Origin of the sequence: Dethiosulfatarculus sandiegensis (genome assembly GCF_000931935.2) — a bacterium.
Taxonomy (GTDB): Bacteria; Desulfobacterota; Desulfarculia; order Desulfarculales; family Desulfarculaceae; genus Dethiosulfatarculus; species Dethiosulfatarculus sandiegensis.
On the sequence record NZ_AZAC01000037.1, the window covers coordinates 1 to 14,959 of the forward strand.

General features: G+C 52.7%; 12 protein-coding genes. 7 read left to right on the plus strand and 5 right to left on the minus strand.

Annotated elements, in window-relative coordinates:
• Window positions 1–471: 471 nt before the first annotated feature.
• The 3 genes from X474_RS19360 to X474_RS19370 all read right to left on the minus strand — a co-directional run bounded on the left by X474_RS19360 (window position 472) and on the right by X474_RS19370 (window position 5,715).
• Entirely contained in the window at window positions 472–1,776 is a 1,305-nt protein-coding gene (locus tag X474_RS19360; RefSeq protein ID WP_044351275.1) for a hypothetical protein, read from the minus strand.
• 550 nt (window positions 1,777–2,326) lie between these two features.
• Window positions 2,327–3,040: a 5-formyltetrahydrofolate cyclo-ligase gene (locus tag X474_RS19365; protein ID WP_044351276.1), complete on the minus strand. Its 714-nt coding sequence runs from the start codon at window positions 3,038–3,040 to the stop codon at window positions 2,327–2,329.
• The gene (locus X474_RS19370) at window positions 3,037–5,715 is read right to left on the minus strand and encodes a LamG-like jellyroll fold domain-containing protein (protein ID WP_044351277.1); all 2,679 of its coding nucleotides are present in this window, start codon (window positions 5,713–5,715) and stop codon (window positions 3,037–3,039) included. Before X474_RS19370 ends, X474_RS19365 begins: the two co-directional genes overlap by 4 nt.
• A 511-nt stretch (window positions 5,716–6,226) precedes the next feature.
• Here X474_RS19370 and X474_RS19375 point away from each other — a divergent pair.
• The 6 genes from X474_RS19375 to X474_RS19400 all read left to right on the plus strand — a co-directional run bounded on the left by X474_RS19375 (window position 6,227) and on the right by X474_RS19400 (window position 9,674).
• On the plus strand, window positions 6,227–6,745 hold the full coding sequence (locus tag X474_RS19375; RefSeq protein ID WP_052515423.1) for a hypothetical protein: 519 nt from the start codon (window positions 6,227–6,229) through the stop codon (window positions 6,743–6,745).
• A gap of 43 nt (window positions 6,746–6,788) precedes the next feature.
• Entirely contained in the window at window positions 6,789–7,058 is a 270-nt protein-coding gene (locus X474_RS19380) for an FmdB family zinc ribbon protein (protein ID WP_044351278.1), read from the plus strand.
• Between the two features lie 408 nt (window positions 7,059–7,466).
• On the plus strand, window positions 7,467–7,757 hold the full coding sequence (locus tag X474_RS19385) for a hypothetical protein (RefSeq protein ID WP_044351279.1): 291 nt from the start codon (window positions 7,467–7,469) through the stop codon (window positions 7,755–7,757).
• Window positions 7,758–8,054: 297 nt separating this feature from the next.
• Window positions 8,055–8,867: an SAM hydrolase/SAM-dependent halogenase family protein gene (locus X474_RS19390; RefSeq protein WP_156360840.1), complete on the plus strand. Its 813-nt coding sequence runs from the start codon at window positions 8,055–8,057 to the stop codon at window positions 8,865–8,867.
• 31 nt (window positions 8,868–8,898) lie between these two features.
• Entirely contained in the window at window positions 8,899–9,120 is a 222-nt protein-coding gene (locus tag X474_RS19395) for a hypothetical protein (RefSeq protein ID WP_156360841.1), read from the plus strand.
• Window positions 9,121–9,128: 8 nt separating this feature from the next.
• Window positions 9,129–9,674: a DUF2939 domain-containing protein gene (locus X474_RS19400; protein WP_044351283.1), complete on the plus strand. Its 546-nt coding sequence runs from the start codon at window positions 9,129–9,131 to the stop codon at window positions 9,672–9,674.
• A gap of 178 nt (window positions 9,675–9,852) precedes the next feature.
• Here X474_RS19400 and X474_RS19405 read toward each other — a convergent pair whose 3' ends face one another.
• Window positions 9,853–10,749 (minus strand): radical SAM protein, encoded by an 897-nt coding sequence (locus X474_RS19405; RefSeq protein ID WP_044351284.1) that lies wholly within the window; start codon window positions 10,747–10,749, stop codon window positions 9,853–9,855.
• A gap of 377 nt (window positions 10,750–11,126) precedes the next feature.
• Between X474_RS19405 and X474_RS19415 the strand changes: the two genes are divergently transcribed.
• A complete protein-coding gene (locus tag X474_RS19415; RefSeq protein WP_044351287.1) occupies window positions 11,127–11,996 on the plus strand; it encodes a hypothetical protein in 870 nt (289 codons plus the stop codon).
• A gap of 13 nt (window positions 11,997–12,009) precedes the next feature.
• Here the strand turns inward: X474_RS19415 and X474_RS19420 are convergent, their stop codons facing one another.
• A complete protein-coding gene (locus X474_RS19420; protein WP_052515424.1) occupies window positions 12,010–14,766 on the minus strand; it encodes a DEAD/DEAH box helicase in 2,757 nt (918 codons plus the stop codon).
• Between the last annotated feature and the right edge of the window lie 193 nt (window positions 14,767–14,959).

Below are 14,959 nucleotides of genomic sequence, written 5' to 3' on the forward strand. Positions count from 1 at the left end.
TATTTAGCAACTACACCTAGCCACCCGGCTTTACACGGGGCCCGTTATAGCCCAGGCCCGGTGAGCCGGAAGACAAAATAGCCAGGAATAGATGCTCCAAGGCCCTGGGCACATCACAATAATTTTAAAAATTTTGTGTAACAGCGAAGTTGTTATGAGAAGGAGCGGGAACAAAATAAATATACGAGAGCAAAGAAAAGAACTTCAGTTTGCCGACAAAGTCCTCCTGGACTTTGTCAACTGGCTCGAATTACTCATCTTAGAAAGACTCGCAATTCGGCGGGCCATCCATGGCCCGCAGTCGGGCTGTTGATAAACAGCCTGACTGCTCTATTTTAAGAGGAGAAATCTTTCTTTTTGGCGAAGCAACCGGGGCTGCCGGTTTTGCTGACGCCCAAGCGGAGGAGGAATCCGCCCGGCCGGCGCACACCAGGCTCAGTAATAATCAGATGTAGCCAAAAGCCCGCCTGGTCATCCTTTTTCTTCCCGGTCCAACTCCTTTAAGGCTTGGGCCAGCTTATCATTCATGGGCACGCCATTTTCCCGCAGGGCTTTGGCCAGGGTGATTCCGCCTATAAGCGCCGGGTTTTTGATCAACCAGGAGCCATCGTCTTTCATTTCAATGACCAGCCTGGCCGCGGTATTGTTTTTGTCCATGCTCATGGCCATGGCTGTGGTTCCGGAGTCGCTGAATACGCTCAAAAGCAGGGCCAGCTTGGCCATCCAAGTGTAATCCTTGACGCGCAGATTGGCCTGCTTCATATCTGCATAGGCATAAAAGCGGGTGCCGCTTTGGGTGTGTTCTTCCATTCCCAGGGGGAGCAATCTGATCCAGAAATTGCGGTAGGAGATTCCGAACCACATGGTTCCCCACAGACACAAAATACCAATAACCCACAGTACGATCACTCCGATTTTCGGTCCGGTTTCCATGCCCGAGAAAGTCAGGACGCTGACATGGTTTGACACCATCAGTAAAAAGCCGAACAGGAAAAACAGTCCGGAGAAAAGCAGCCCAAAGAAGTCCGAAATCATAACTCCCCAAAGTCTGGGGTGACCCAGAGCGCCCTCGGGCCTTTTGACCTTTGGGATTATGAAGAGATACAAGGCCAGCCCCAGTACAAAAGGAGCCCAGAAATAGGCGCGAAAGGGATGCCGCAAAGAGTCTTTCACGTATTTATCCGCCAGGCGAGGCGGCAGATTAACTAAACGTAAATAATGTTTTTTATTGTCCCGGTCATAGCTCAGAAATAAGGTGGATTTTGCCTGGTGGGCAAGCCCGGCAAACGGCCCTTGTTCAGTTGAAAAAATCAGGTGCTTTCCTGCACGCCTGTTTGTCCCGGCAAAATTTTGAAACTCGCCGGGCGTCCGGCCCTGGAAGTAGTCCTCAATTTGCAGCACTGGTGAGTCCCATTTGGGACCGGAGATATCCTTGATCTTTCCCTTGACGGTTTCATCTATGTACTGGTCCAGGGGCTGGCTGCGCTGAGCCTCCAGGCTCTTTTTATAGGATTCAAGCAGGGAGCGCTGTTTTTCAAGATAGGCTTTATAGTTGGCTTGGCCCTTGAATGCTTTTTCATAGGAGCGGTATTTTTTGATGAGAATTTTTTCATGCTGCCCGGACTTTTTAATCTCAACCTGCTGCATTTTTTTAAAGTCGGGGCTGTCAAGTATGAAAAAATTATTGACCGTGGTGGTGTACATCATGATCGATAAGAACAGGCCCGCCACCAGGGCCAGGCGACGCAGGAATTCAGAATTTAACAATACTCGCATCAAATCCCCTTCCGGTTCAGGTAAACAGAACGGGCGATATTTTCAGGTAAGTGCAATTCACAGCTAAAGGGTAATTATCTTTCAAATATTTTGCGTAGCAACGGCTTGTTCTGCCCTGCAAGCCCACTGCTGTTTTTAATACGGAAAAGGGATTTCTTCCCTTATGATGCAATGATTTATTATTGCACTCTGATTCTTCTAGTCAACCGTGGGATAATTACAATTCGCGCCGGGTGCAGATCACCAGAGACTAGACAGGTTTAAAAGGCGGGCCATGAGATCACCCCTAAAAACCTTCGGTTTTTTGGGGACCCCGGATGAACACCCCTAAAAACCTTCGGTTTTTTGGGGACCCTGGATGAGCCACCCCTGATAAATCTTCGATTTTTCAGGGGACCGAATGACGGTCCGCCGAATTGCTGGACTTCCCTGTGGCGAATAATTCGAGTCCTCAGGCAAACCCCCAAGGCGGGCTTTATCAGCAAACAGGAAAGCGCGCAGGCCTTTAAAAGGCTGCGCGCTTCTTAAATTCGAATTACCCGGCTTTTAGTTAGAAATCATATTCTCCCAAAACTCCCCGCACCAAAGGAAGGCGGGCCAGGTTTTTGGGCAGGTTTTTAAAAGCCGGTTCCGGGCGTTTGGCTTTACAGGTGATCACCTGGGTCGGCGTGACGATCAGGTCTGCGGGCAGGTCCCATGCCTCGGTGGGAATGGAGTCTATGACTTGTTGATCATCGGCCAGGACAACCAGGGGGGCTTCAGGTGCGAGGGCCTTTAAATAGCCCAAAATCGCGCCGGTAAGATCCAGTAGCCCCCTGCCGTCTCCCAGCACGCCGCCGTTTTTGTCCACAGCCAGGCAAGGCCCCAAAAGCAGGTCTATTTTGCCCGGCCTGGCTCCGGGAAACCGTAAATGTTGTCCAACTTCAAACATGGCATGGCCGGTTAAAAGCCGGTTTCTTTGGGCATAGGGAACTTCAGAGGGCATTACCCGCAAAAGCCCTTTTTTCAGACCCGGAGTGGCTGCCACCAGGGTCTTATTGTCGTTTAAAAGGTTGATGCGGGCCTGCAACAAAACCGGATCCGGCATTGCGGCCACCACCTTTGACATTCTGTAAAGATTGGTGCGCCTCAGCTGTTCGGCGGCCTTGCCGTGGGCCGTGAAAACAGGCGGCCTGGCCGGTTGGGTTCCCTGGGGCCACAGGGCCTGGAACCTGGCTTGCAGCTCTTCTCTGAGTTCTTGTTTTTGCTTGGTGATATCTGTCATCTATGTTCCAGTCTGTTCTCTTGCCTCGCCTTTTGAACTGCCTGTTCATAGGCCTTTGCAGGAGAAACTGCGCCAGGAGCTGATTGCCTGGCGAGTATGGACTCTTCCCGGGCCGGTATCTTCTGGCTGGTTTTTATCATCAGGGTCTGGCTGGCCTTGGATTTATTTAACAGCACCAGCCTTCCGTCATCCAGCGGTGCGGCCATGCGCCAGGCCGTGAGTCTTATAGAGGGGCCTTTTTCAGATTCAAGATCAAAGACCAGACGGTGCCTGTAGTAGCTGGCCTTGGAGCCGGGCCTGCCCACGGCTATGCCTTCTGCCGTGCGGTTGTCCGGACCCAATGTGTAGCGGCCAAAGTAGTGGGGGCCGCTTATTCCTCCATAGTACCAGAACATGTAAAGTTCGTTGCCTTTTTGACTTATAAAGAACCTGCCCCAGCCTTCACCCCGGTAGGCCCCGGACCAATCGTATAGGAGGGGATTTTTGTAGGGGGTTTCCCTTTCCGGCAGCACAAAGGCCACTTCTTTTCTGGGGCCGTAACCCGCTTCTCTGGCGGCGGCTGCGTTCTCTCGGCTGGTTGTGTAAAAAAGGTCTTCGCTCTTAATCCGGCGCACCGGTTCGCTGAACGATGCCTGTAATCCAAATAACTGGGTGTTTTCGGGTGCTGCCTGGGTCCAGACATAACCCAGCCTGCCGAGTCGGTCGCAGTCCTTGGGTGTGGCCGGGGCTTCATCTCCTGTGAGCAGGATGGTGTAGCCTTGGGAGCGATGGGTAAACGCCCAAAGCCCGGTGGCGTCTTTATGGGGGGAGGTCAGGATGCGGCCCACCGGGCCGGTCTTTACAAAACCTTCATTTTGCAAAGCCGTTATCTCCTGTTCATTAACCGCATAGGCGTGAATCAGGCGGGTGGGGTTCCAGAACCGCACAAGCTGCACTGTCTCCGGTGCTTTTTCCGGCGGATTGCCGCCCTGGCCTGTTTCATCCGCCTGGGGTGCATCTATAGTCAATGCCGGTTCCATGGCCAGGAGGGGATCCTGGAAAGTGGGCCAGAGGCTAACAGAGGTGATTTTGCCGTCAAAGCTCCTTTGGGGCCAGCGACTGGCTCCCATGATATAGGGCGAGTTGGAACCCAGCCAGGGAGTTGGCATGGGCTTTTCCGCCACTTTTTTGCCGTCCAGGTAAAGGGAGGCCGATTTTCCCACCTGGTAAACCAGCCAGGCCTGGTGCTCTTTTTCAGGCGTTACCCTGGTTTGCGAACGGAGTGTCAGTTCCTGGTCTTGGCAGGCAATCCTGGCCGCGAGTTTGTCTTTAGTATCGATAAAGAAATCAAAATCGCGCAGGTAGCCGCCCTGGGAGAATATGGTGTGATCCTTGGCCGCACCTTGGGGAGAGTAGGAGAATATCGCCTTTACCGCGCCTTGGTCCTGAGGCAAAAGGCCGGGCCTGCGCGGGGTCACCACAGGCCAGCGTCCCCGGGTGCTGGTTGCCACCGTGGCTTTTTCCGTGGAGGCGGAGATCTTCTCAATGATATAGGGAGATCCCGGTTCTGTCTGGGGATCCGGCGTTCCCTGGGGCCACCAGACCGCCTTCACCTCCATGCGGGTGGGGGTGAGGAGCTTGAAGATCATTCGGCCCTGGTTGCCGCAGCAGTGGCCCTTTACATCCTTGGCAAAGGCCTGAAAGGTGTCTGCCTCGTCGGGCCGGGCCCGTCCCTTGGTGAGGTAACGGGGATTATTTCTGCTGCCGCCATAGGCTGTGAAATCAAATCCCTTGATGGTGCCTTTAAGCCGGAAAAAGTCATTGCCGGTTCTGGGGTCGACCCAGGTTCCGCTTAATCCGCCGACTATTTCTCCTCTGTTGCCCGGCGGGTTTGCCGGCAGGCCGTTTCGGACCAGAACCATGCGCCCCCTGCCCAGGGTGGAGTAAAAAGAACCGTTCAGGCTCAAACCACCGGCCTCGGGCAAAAGCGAGGCCGTAAGTTCATAGCCGTTTTTTCCATCTTTGTAGGCCAGGGCGATTCCCTTTTCCGAAGGGGTGAGGCTTATGGGATTGGCAGTGCCGGGCCAAACCCCGGTGGCCTTTTCGTCTGCCACCTGGAAAGAAATTTTCTGACTCCCCGGGTCTGCCGGGGTGTTGCCGGGCAAAAGATCCGTATACCACCAGGAAACATTCCATGAGCCGGCCAGATATTTTAAAAGTGAAGTTTCCTTAAGGTCTCCTGTACGAACAAATACAGCCCCGCTTTTAACGGACCAAGCCGGGCGGTCCGAACTGGGGGCCAGGGAGACGAAGCTTAGTTTATCCTGTTCAACCAACTCGATCTCGGCTCTGCCCCTGCCCGGGCAGCAGGATGAAGGCAAGGCTTGCCAGGAAACGCTGTAGCGGGTCTGGTCGGCATCCGGGACCAGGCGGCCGTAAAAGGCAAAACCTTTGGGAGTGGGGGCCTCCGGGGTTCCCTGACGCAAAAGGAGGTAAAATGAGCCGTTGTCCTGCTTCTTGACTTCGCAATAAGAAAAGTCTTCCCATTGGTATATGCCCGGGTTGAGCAGATCCTGGGGTTGGGCCTGGGCCGTCAGGGGGAATAGTCCTGAAAGGCATAGGACAGCGCAGGAAAAGAGGATGAATGTAAAGTATTTTTCTACAGAAATGAAGTGAGATTTGTTGTTGCTCAGCATAACAGCCTTCCTCCCGAGTTAGCTCTTCATTCTGACGGTATGCCAAGAGCTTGTCAACTAAGGGTATTAAGGTGAAGGCGTTTTATAAGTATTTGAAATTAAATATTTTGTGTTGTCATGATCCCAAGGGGGATGGCCGCGCAAAACAGGTTTTCAAAAAACTTGCCCCAAAAGCGGCTTTATCGATCCGGCGCTTGAGCCCTGCCAGAGGATGAGAAGTTCACTTGAGATCGCCAGGTTGTTTCGGTCTCGGGCTCTGATTGAGGCCGAATCGTCAATCCTCCGGTTCCTTCCACCCCGTGGGTATTATCCAGACTTTGCTTGTGGGCCGGGTATTTTAACCTTAAGTGATATGTAATAGGGTGATTATAGCTTGTCCGCCGAAGTATGTCGTGATATTAACAACTGGATTCAAAAGGGAAAAAAATAAAAATCTTCCTCAAAGGGCTTGCCCTCCGGCCAAGGGAGATTTATATTTTCGCTTGACAGTGAAGGATTAGGAGGTAGTTCTGTGGCAAATGCAGGCTGCTTCACAGAAGGGCATTTAAACCTGGTGAGTGACGCCCTTTTTGTGGCTGAGGAAAGTGTCTGCGATTTTTATCGCTTGTCAGGCTCAGCTTGGGCCAACTACCGATTCGAATTACGCACCTTGGCGGATCTTTCGCCCAGGGAGGTTACCGACAGGGCCTTGGCCCAGGTAGTGAGGCTACGCCAGCCTGCCCACCAGAGAAGGCTGAGAGCACGGGATTTTTACCGTATCTGCCTGCAGGATCACAACCTTCTGAACCTGGTTGAAAGACAGGAAGCCAAGGGCATTTTTTTGCCGCTTCTGATCTACGTCCTGACCCATGAGCTGGTGCATGTTGTGCGTTTTTATCAGTTCCAGCATTTGTTTGATGCCTTTGAGGGCCAAAGGGAAACAGAGGAGAAAAGGGTTCATTCCCTTACTTCCGAGATGCTGGGTAAATTGAAGATGCCTAAGATGGATCAGGTCATTGACCTTTATCAAGAACACGGCTACGCCCTGTAGAGGCGGCCAGCTTCAATAGATTAATGTACTTAGGAGGCTAACCATGCCCATCTACGAGTATCAGTGTGAAGAATGTAATGAAGTCACAGAGGCGCTGCAGAAGTTTTCTGACGACCCCCTGGAGAAGTGTCCCCATTGCGGCGGCCACATGCACAAGGTTATGAGCTTAAACGCTTTTCACCTGAAAGGCAGCGGCTGGTATGTGACCGACTATAAGGGCAAAAATTCATCCACCAACGCAAGCGGCGATTCCAAGGGTGAAAAGGCCTCCAAGACCGAGACCAAGCCCAAGGCGGAAAAATCCTCAGACTGATAAAAAAGTTTCCTTTGAGTTGATCTAAAACCGGCGGGCCTGAAATGCCCCGCCGGTTTTTCAGGTCTGGTCTTTGGATAAATCATACTAATTCATATAGTTTTTAGCAGCCGGATTTTACTTTTCTGCTTCTGCGTAAAATTCCTTTTAAATTTAAATGCTAAAACCCCATGGTTTTGCTTTGCCTTGTCTTGACACATTAAACACCTGTTGTTTATGGTCATATATGGCCTGGTTTAATTGGGAAGGGATCAAGGCTTCATTTTTGCCCACTGGTCAATTTGGTCTTGAGCCTTGGCCAGGCTTATCTAAAGCCCACAAAAAACAAGGCGGGGAGGGCAGGTTCTTCCAAAACCCCGATCATCCTGATTCGGGAAGGCATGTTGGCCGCCGCCAAGGGAGCAAGGGATGCGTTGCTACGTTGTCTTTGGGGGTGCGGTTACTATTTTAGTAGTCTCCACTTTTAAATCAGCCACTCATCCGGATCTGGCAGCTCGTTTAAAGGCTAATGACATAAACCGGATGATCCTGATGGAGATCCCGATTGACCTGGTCAAGGAACGCTACCAGGAGCAGTTTGAAAGGGTGGCTCAACTTTTGAGCAAAGATGATTTCAGGGTTGTGGATTACAACGGAGCTTCGGTTCTGAATAAATTTGCCTTTAGCGAGATGGGGGTCCCCATCATGATCGAGTTCTGAACCGGCCGGAGGGGGGGCGGCTGAATTCATACGCCGTTTCGAGATATTAAGGCGGCCCCCGCTCCCTAAAAGAGATTTTTAAAAAGCAGAATATTTTATTAAAGCGAAACCGTTTACATACGGTTTCGCCCTGGGAGCGGTCTGTGCCTGGAGTATTTCTCTGTTTGGCGTAAAATAACCAGCAGAGTTACGCTTGAGTTTGTAGCCTCAGGTCACAGTATGGAGTGTAACCCTTAGAGAGATCAGGGCCCGGTTTTAAAGACCAATGGGATTTCCCCGCAAGGAGTTTTCCAGCAGGTGGGCTTACCATTAATAACCATGACAACTGATTTTGGGGACGGCCCTTTCGCCGGACTGATGAAGGGCGTCATCTGGGGGCTGACCCCGGAGGCCAGAATCGTGGACCTCACCCACAAGGTGCCTCCCCAGGATGTAAGGGCCGGGGCCCTGGTTTTGGAACAGGCCCTGAAGGTTTTTGCCCGGGGAACCGTGCACCTGGCGGTGATTGATCCGGGGGTGGGATCAGCCCGCAGGCCAATCTGCGCAAAGGCGCTTGATATGTATTTCGTGGGGCCGGATAACGGCCTTTTCACGGCTGCGTTCAGCAGGGATCCCAAGTGCGAGGTCCGGCTTTTGGAGAACAGTGTTTTTTTCAGGGAAGAGGTTTCAAACACCTTCCACGGCCGGGATATTTTTGCCCCCGTGGCGGCACACTTGGCCGGAGGCGCCGATTTTAAAGACCTGGGGCCAGTCGTGACAGACCCTGTGATGCTTGAGTGGCCCAGGCCAAGCCAAAAAGATGCAAGGCTTACGGGATGTATTTTGTCCCAGGACAGTTTTGGAAACCTCACAAGCAATCTGGACCAGGATACGGTTCAAGTCTTTCTCAAGGGCAGAACAGCCCTGGTTTCCATGGCCGGTCTGGTTTTAAGGGGGATCTCAAAAAGTTACAGCGACACCTCTCCCGGAGGCATAATAGCGCTTTTTAATTCGGCAGGTTACCTGGAGCTGGCCGCGAACCGCGGCAATTTGAGGCGGAAACTGGGACTGGACAAGGCAAAGCTGTTTGGCCTTCCGGTGAGTATTTCGGCCTTTAACTCAAAACATTGACACCCGCCCCGGCTGTGCCTATACTCCCTTCATGCTTACTACAAAAGAAATAATACGCTTTCAGGAATATTTGGAATCCGGAGACTGGGCGGACGCCTTTGAATATGCCGGTGAAGAGCTGCGCATGGAGATGATAGAAAAGGTCGAAGCTCTTTTGGACGCCGCCGACGTGGCCGATCGCGTGGTGGGTGAAGTGCTGTTCAAAAAAGACGGCATGCCCAAGCCCAAGGAGGCATCTTCGGAAATTAAATAGGAGTTCACGTGCGCCGAACTTGGTTGGTTATTCTGTTTGTGGCGCTATGCGCCGCCGCGTTCGGGGGAAGCTGGGTCTTCATTAAAAGCCCCTATTATTCCCTTTATCAAATTGGCAAGGCAGTGCATGACCGTAACGCCGGTCTTTTCCTGGCTTATGTTGATGTGGAAAAGGTCATTGTCTCCCAGGAAAACAACCTGGTTGATCAGTTTGTGCCCAAAGGAAGGCTCAGCGATGAGACCAAAGAGGCCATCGGCGGTCTGTTGACCGCTTTCAGGGCGCCGATTGTGGATATTGCCAAGGACCGCATCATAAGGGCGGTGGCGGATCCGGACAGGGAGAATATCCCTTCTTCCTGGACTATCCTGGCCGCGGCAAGCGTCACCATGAACGGCGAGGTGGCTTTGGTTGAGATGAACGATCCCAACAGTCCGGACCGCCTGCGCATGGGCATGCGCAGGCATGAACAAAAAGGTTATTGGCAGGTGGTGGAAGTCTCGGCCGAAGATATTAAAAAACTGTTGGAAAAATACCTGGAATCCAAGTCGAGCTGAACCATCCGGGCCATAGTTCCGGAGGTGATTGAAAAAGAGCCTCCCCGTTTACGGTAAAACCAGGTTGTCGCGTTTAAAACAGGGTGGGCGAAAAAGGCCGGACAGGGCGCTTTAAAAAGCATATAAAAAAGCGGTTCCTCCAAGTCGGGAGGAACCGCTTTTTTGTTTGTCAACGTGCCTACAGGGCGCGCATCCATTCGGGTTTCAGGTCAACCCGGTTTTGCATGGCCTGATCCAAAAGGGCCACCACCTGGTCCTTATCCTTGGGCAGCCTGGCCTTGACCGGCAGATAATTGCTGGCATGGTTGGCGTAGAATAATCCGCCGGTCAGGTCTGTGTGGGCTATCATCTCTCTGAGTTCCTTAAGCATTCCCCAGGCATCGGGCAAATGAAATTTGCCTTGGGAGGCCAATTCACCCATGGGGGTGTTCGGCAGGAGCATAAGGGTGAGAGCGCCGATAAAGTCAGGGTCCATGGCGCTTAAAAGTTCTCCGGTCGCCTTGGCGTGCTCCTGGCTCAATTCGACTCCGCCCACGCCCAAAAGCACGGTTACCGAAAGTTTCATGCCTGCGTTTTTTAAACGCCTGCCTTGGGTTATCAGTTTTTCCGGAGTGGAACCCTTATTGATATCCTTAAGCACCTGGGCATGGCCGGATTCAACCCCGTAATAAATGATCTTGAGCCCCAGCTCCCTTAGCCTGGCCAGATCCTCATCGCTTTTAAGGGCTACACTTTTTGCATTGGCATAGGCGCCCACCCGGGTGACCCAGGGCAGCTTTTCGCTGATCTCGGTTAACAGCCATTCCCAGTGCTTCATTGGCATTATCATGGCGTCACCGTCCATGATAAAGACCCGATTTTGTCTTTGGCAATGAGTTGAGGCGAATTTCAGGTCCTGTTCCAGAATGGATCTGTCTTTGATGGTAAAACGTTTGTCTTTGTAGGTTCCGCAAAAAGCGCACTTGTTGTGAGAACAACCCAAGGTGGCCTGAATAAGAATGCTGTTGGCCTCGCTGGGCGGTCTGATGCATTGCCCTTCGTAATGAAAGCCCTGTGGTTCACCAAATAAAGCCATAGCCTCTCCCTGAATATCGTTACCCGCAGCTTTATTTAATGTCCTGAAAGGCGGGTTTGTTTCGGCGCATCTTAATATATGCCTAATAAGATACAGTTAGTGTCGTTTTATTGAAATGTCAAGCAAGGGACTTGTACATTAGACATGTTAGAATATGGGTTAAGCAGAAGGATAAGGATTTAATAAAAACTCCCAAGTATTTGGTTTATAATTGTTTGCCCGTTTTCAGGGCCCTTGGAAAGGCAAAAAACTTGTCTTGTTTTTGGGGGCGTGTTTTTTTGATTAGCGAAGAAAGATTTCAGGCAAAAAAGAAAAATTCAAAAATGTTATTATCAGATTGGGATTAATATCCTCTTTTCAAAGGGGGTGACCTGACCATGAAACCCTTGATTTGTTTTGTGGATGATTCCGGGTTTGAGCTGGAAAACTTTAAAAAAAATGCAGCCTGGGCCTTTAGCAAGGTGGATTTTATCTATGCCAAAACCTTTGAGCAGGCTGTTTCCCAAGTAAATAACAAGGTGGTAATCGGTTTTTTGTTGGATATTTACGGTAAGATTCCTTCAGGAAAGCCGCCTTCGGGATTTGATCGTAAAAGGTATTTCAGTGAAGCGCCCCAAGCCTTTGACCCTGTTGAACTGGTGCGAAACAATTTCCCCAAAGACAGCGAGCAGGTGAACGGCTTTTTAAGGGGGCTATATAATCAGGTTCAGTCCTGGCAGGTTTTTTTCAACAGAACCGCCGGTGATCTGGGGCAGTCGCGGGCCTATGGCCTGGCCAATCTGGAGAAAGCCTCACAAAAATATCCTTGGGCCGCTTCTCTGGCCTACTCCAGAAAAGCTCTTTACCTTGATGGGGTCAAGATGAGCCGGGCCGGGGCCATGATGGTTTTGCAAAAGCCTCAGGGCTTAGATGATGCTGATATTGCACGAAAAACCAGAAAAGCCGGTCCGGATTTGGCCCATGCCCTGTATCAGGCCGTAAATCGCAGGCTGATAGCCAAGGCCTCTCCCCTGGGGCTTAGGCTGGCGCTTTTGGGGGAAGAAAAATATACCATTCTGGCTCAAGCGGTGAACCGGGGAATAAACCGCTTGGCCGATCCCCTGCAAAGCCGGGTTAATGTAAAGGCGGCCGACCTGGCCCGGGAACTGGAGAAGGCCCAAGACGCGCCGGTGCTTGAGCCCATTGAAAGGAAAATCCTGCTGGCCCTTCAAACCTGGTTGGCTCAGCAGGATATCGCTCCGGATTAGGGCAGGGCGGGGTTCAGGTGGGCACCACCACCGGCGGCCTCAACAGCAGCTCCACTCCCTCCCTGGCACTGGCCGCCAGTGCGGGGTGGGTTTCATGCAGGCTGGTCAGCTGGCGCAGGTTGTCTGCCGTGCGGTAGATCAACTGGGCCAGGTCTCCCTCCGCGCCTCCATAAATGAGAACCGCTTCGTTGAATTCAGCCGAAAGGCCCCAGGCAAAGACCGCGGCCCCGGCTGTGGGCGGCATTACAGCCGTGCTGAAGCCCCACTGCCTGAGCCGGTCCATCAAGGGAGTGATGGCGTTTTTAAGCCGGTTCATGGCCTTTTGCAGTCTGTGGCTCAGGTAGGGGGAGTCGGTTTCCCTTTCCCTGTCATCCACAAAAAGCGCCACCAAGCCCGCTAATAGCACCGGGTCGTTCTCCGGCAGGGCCTTTTGGCGGATGGCTTCGGCGATTATCATGGGCTGGTCCAGACGCAGCTTGCTGGCCCAAAGGCCGTCTTCGGTAAGCTGCCCCTGATCATCAACATATCCTTCCGTGCGCAGGAATTCCAGATACCTGACAAAGTCATACCAAAATGTATGGCTTTCTTCCTGCATGCGAACCAAAAGGCCTTCCGCGTGATCCAGCGCCTTGGCCAGGTCACTGTCCTTTTGTCGGCATTTCTTTTCCGCGGGACAGTGGGAGCAGATAAGGGTTTTCAGCTCTGCTTCCGCCTCTTTTATGCGTTTTTCGTCGCTTGCGTCTCTTTCCCTGGCCAGGGTGTCCTGCTCTTTGGCAGTCAACTCCTTTGGCCTCCTGGGGGTCTGGTCTAAAACCGCCTGGGAAAGAACCCTGCCTCCGCCTGCCCGGGGCAGGTGGAGAACCTCCCTGTAAACACCGGCGACTTGGTCCAGGGGGAAGAATTCCAATCTGGGATGCCCCTTGTGCAGACGCCTCTCCGGCTCCAGGCTTACAGCCAGCATTCCAGGTTGGTTTCCCGTGTCTTCTCTTCTCAGTACGGCGTTTAAAGAGCCGTACATATCCATAAAGACCCGGCCCCTGTGCAAAGAGGCCCAAAGCTTGCCCAGCTCGGATCTGCGGTTCATATAGCCGGTGAGGCGGCGTTTTATTTCTTCCAGCTGCCTGCGCCTGCGTCTTCTGATCACGGCTTCTTCGGCTCCGGGGCACAGGGAGCCGGTCAGGCTTTTCCCCACTTTTTTCAGGGCGTGTTGCAGGCCTCCGGCAGATTTGGGATGCTTCTGGGTGCTTTCCAGGCGTTGATAAGTGGCCAGGCTCTGACCCAGAAGCTGCTTCACCTCGGCCGGGCGGTGGGAGAGCAAAAGGTTGAGCACCATGGAAAAGTTGATGCTCAACTGGCTTTCAATGGGCTCGGGGGTGGAGTGCAGCAAATAGGCCAAAAGACCTATTTCATTAAAGGGGCCGGGTACGGTGAGACAGAAACCCACCTTGTCCATGCCCCTGCGCCCGGCTCGGCCGGTCATCTGCAAAAGGTCGGTGGCCTTTAAGTTTACAAACTCCCGGCCGTTAAAGCGGTCGCTTTGGGTGACCACCACCGTACGGGCCGGAAAATTTACTCCCGCCGCCACTGTGGATGTGCTGAAAATGGCCTTTAACAGGCCTTTTTGCATCAACTTCTCCACTAAAAGTTTCCAATGGGGCAGGTGTCCCGCATGGTGGGCGGCTACGTGTAGTCTGCGCAAAGCATGCAGGCCGGGATGATCCTTTAAAAATGGATAAGCCTCTATGAACTCTTCCAGATAACGCCCCAACTCTTCCCTGGCGCTGGGTTCTATCCTGAGGCTGGCCTCGGCGGCCATACCCAGGGCGGCGTCGCAATCCGCACGGGATTTGAGGAAGAAAATAGCCGGTAGAAGATTAGACTGATTAAGGGCGTTCAGCACCTGGCTCACAGGTGGCAGATGATGCAGCGGCCCCTGTCTGCGGGGCCTGTCCTGTTCCAAAAACCGTTTTACTTTGGAGAACAGGCCTTTTTTGTTGGTCAGGGGGCTTATTTCTCCGTCAGGGAACAAAAACAGGGGATAGAGAGGTACGGGCCTCTGGTCTGAAATAACGGTTGTGCTTTTTTCGTCGCGTACAAAGTTGAGCCAGCGGGCTATCTGATCCGCGTTTTCAACGGTGGCGGAGAGAAGGAGAAGCCTCACTCTTACCGGCAGGTAAATAATGACCTCTTCCCAGACCACGCCCCTTTCCGAGTCTCCCAGATAATGGGCCTCGTCTAAAACCACCAGCCCGGCATTCAAGTCCAGTCCCCGGTGCATGGAGTCGTAGAGCTGGTTGCGCAGAATCTCGGTTGTACCCACAATCAGCTGTGCGGAAGGGTTTTCTTTACGATCACCTGTGAGTATGCCTACATTCTCCGGGCCGAATATTTCACCGAACTCGGCATATTTGGCGTTGGACAGGGCCTTGAGCGGGCTGGCGTACCAGGCCCGTTGACCCTTTTCCAAGGCTATCCGTATGGCCTGTTCGGCGATCCAGGTTTTGCCGCTTCCGGTGGGGGCGCTTACCACCACATCGCTGAAGGCAAGCTTTTCAACCGCTTCAGTTTGAAAAGGGTCCGCCACAAAGGGCGTAATCTCCGGCGAGCCCACTTCCTGGAGAATCGGCTCCAGCTTGGGATGGACCCTGGGCGCGAATACGGATTTCCTGCCCTGATCCTGGCCGGATTTTCCCATGGCCCTTTTTTGCTGGGTTCCGCGTCTGGTGGGGCGGTTTGTTTTCTTGAACTTGCTGTATCGCTTTGTTGCCACGTGGCTCTCCAATTTGTCCCTGATGCTACACCACTTATGGCATGCAGGCAACCGCTTCAAAACCAAAATAGTCCGGGAAGTTTTTAGAAAAGGTCTTGGGGCAGGATTTTTAAAAAATGACAAGGCAGGTGGTGGGGTGAATCCCCCCGCCGCCAGATCCGCGGGGCGGGGGGACACCGGGTGTCACCTTCCT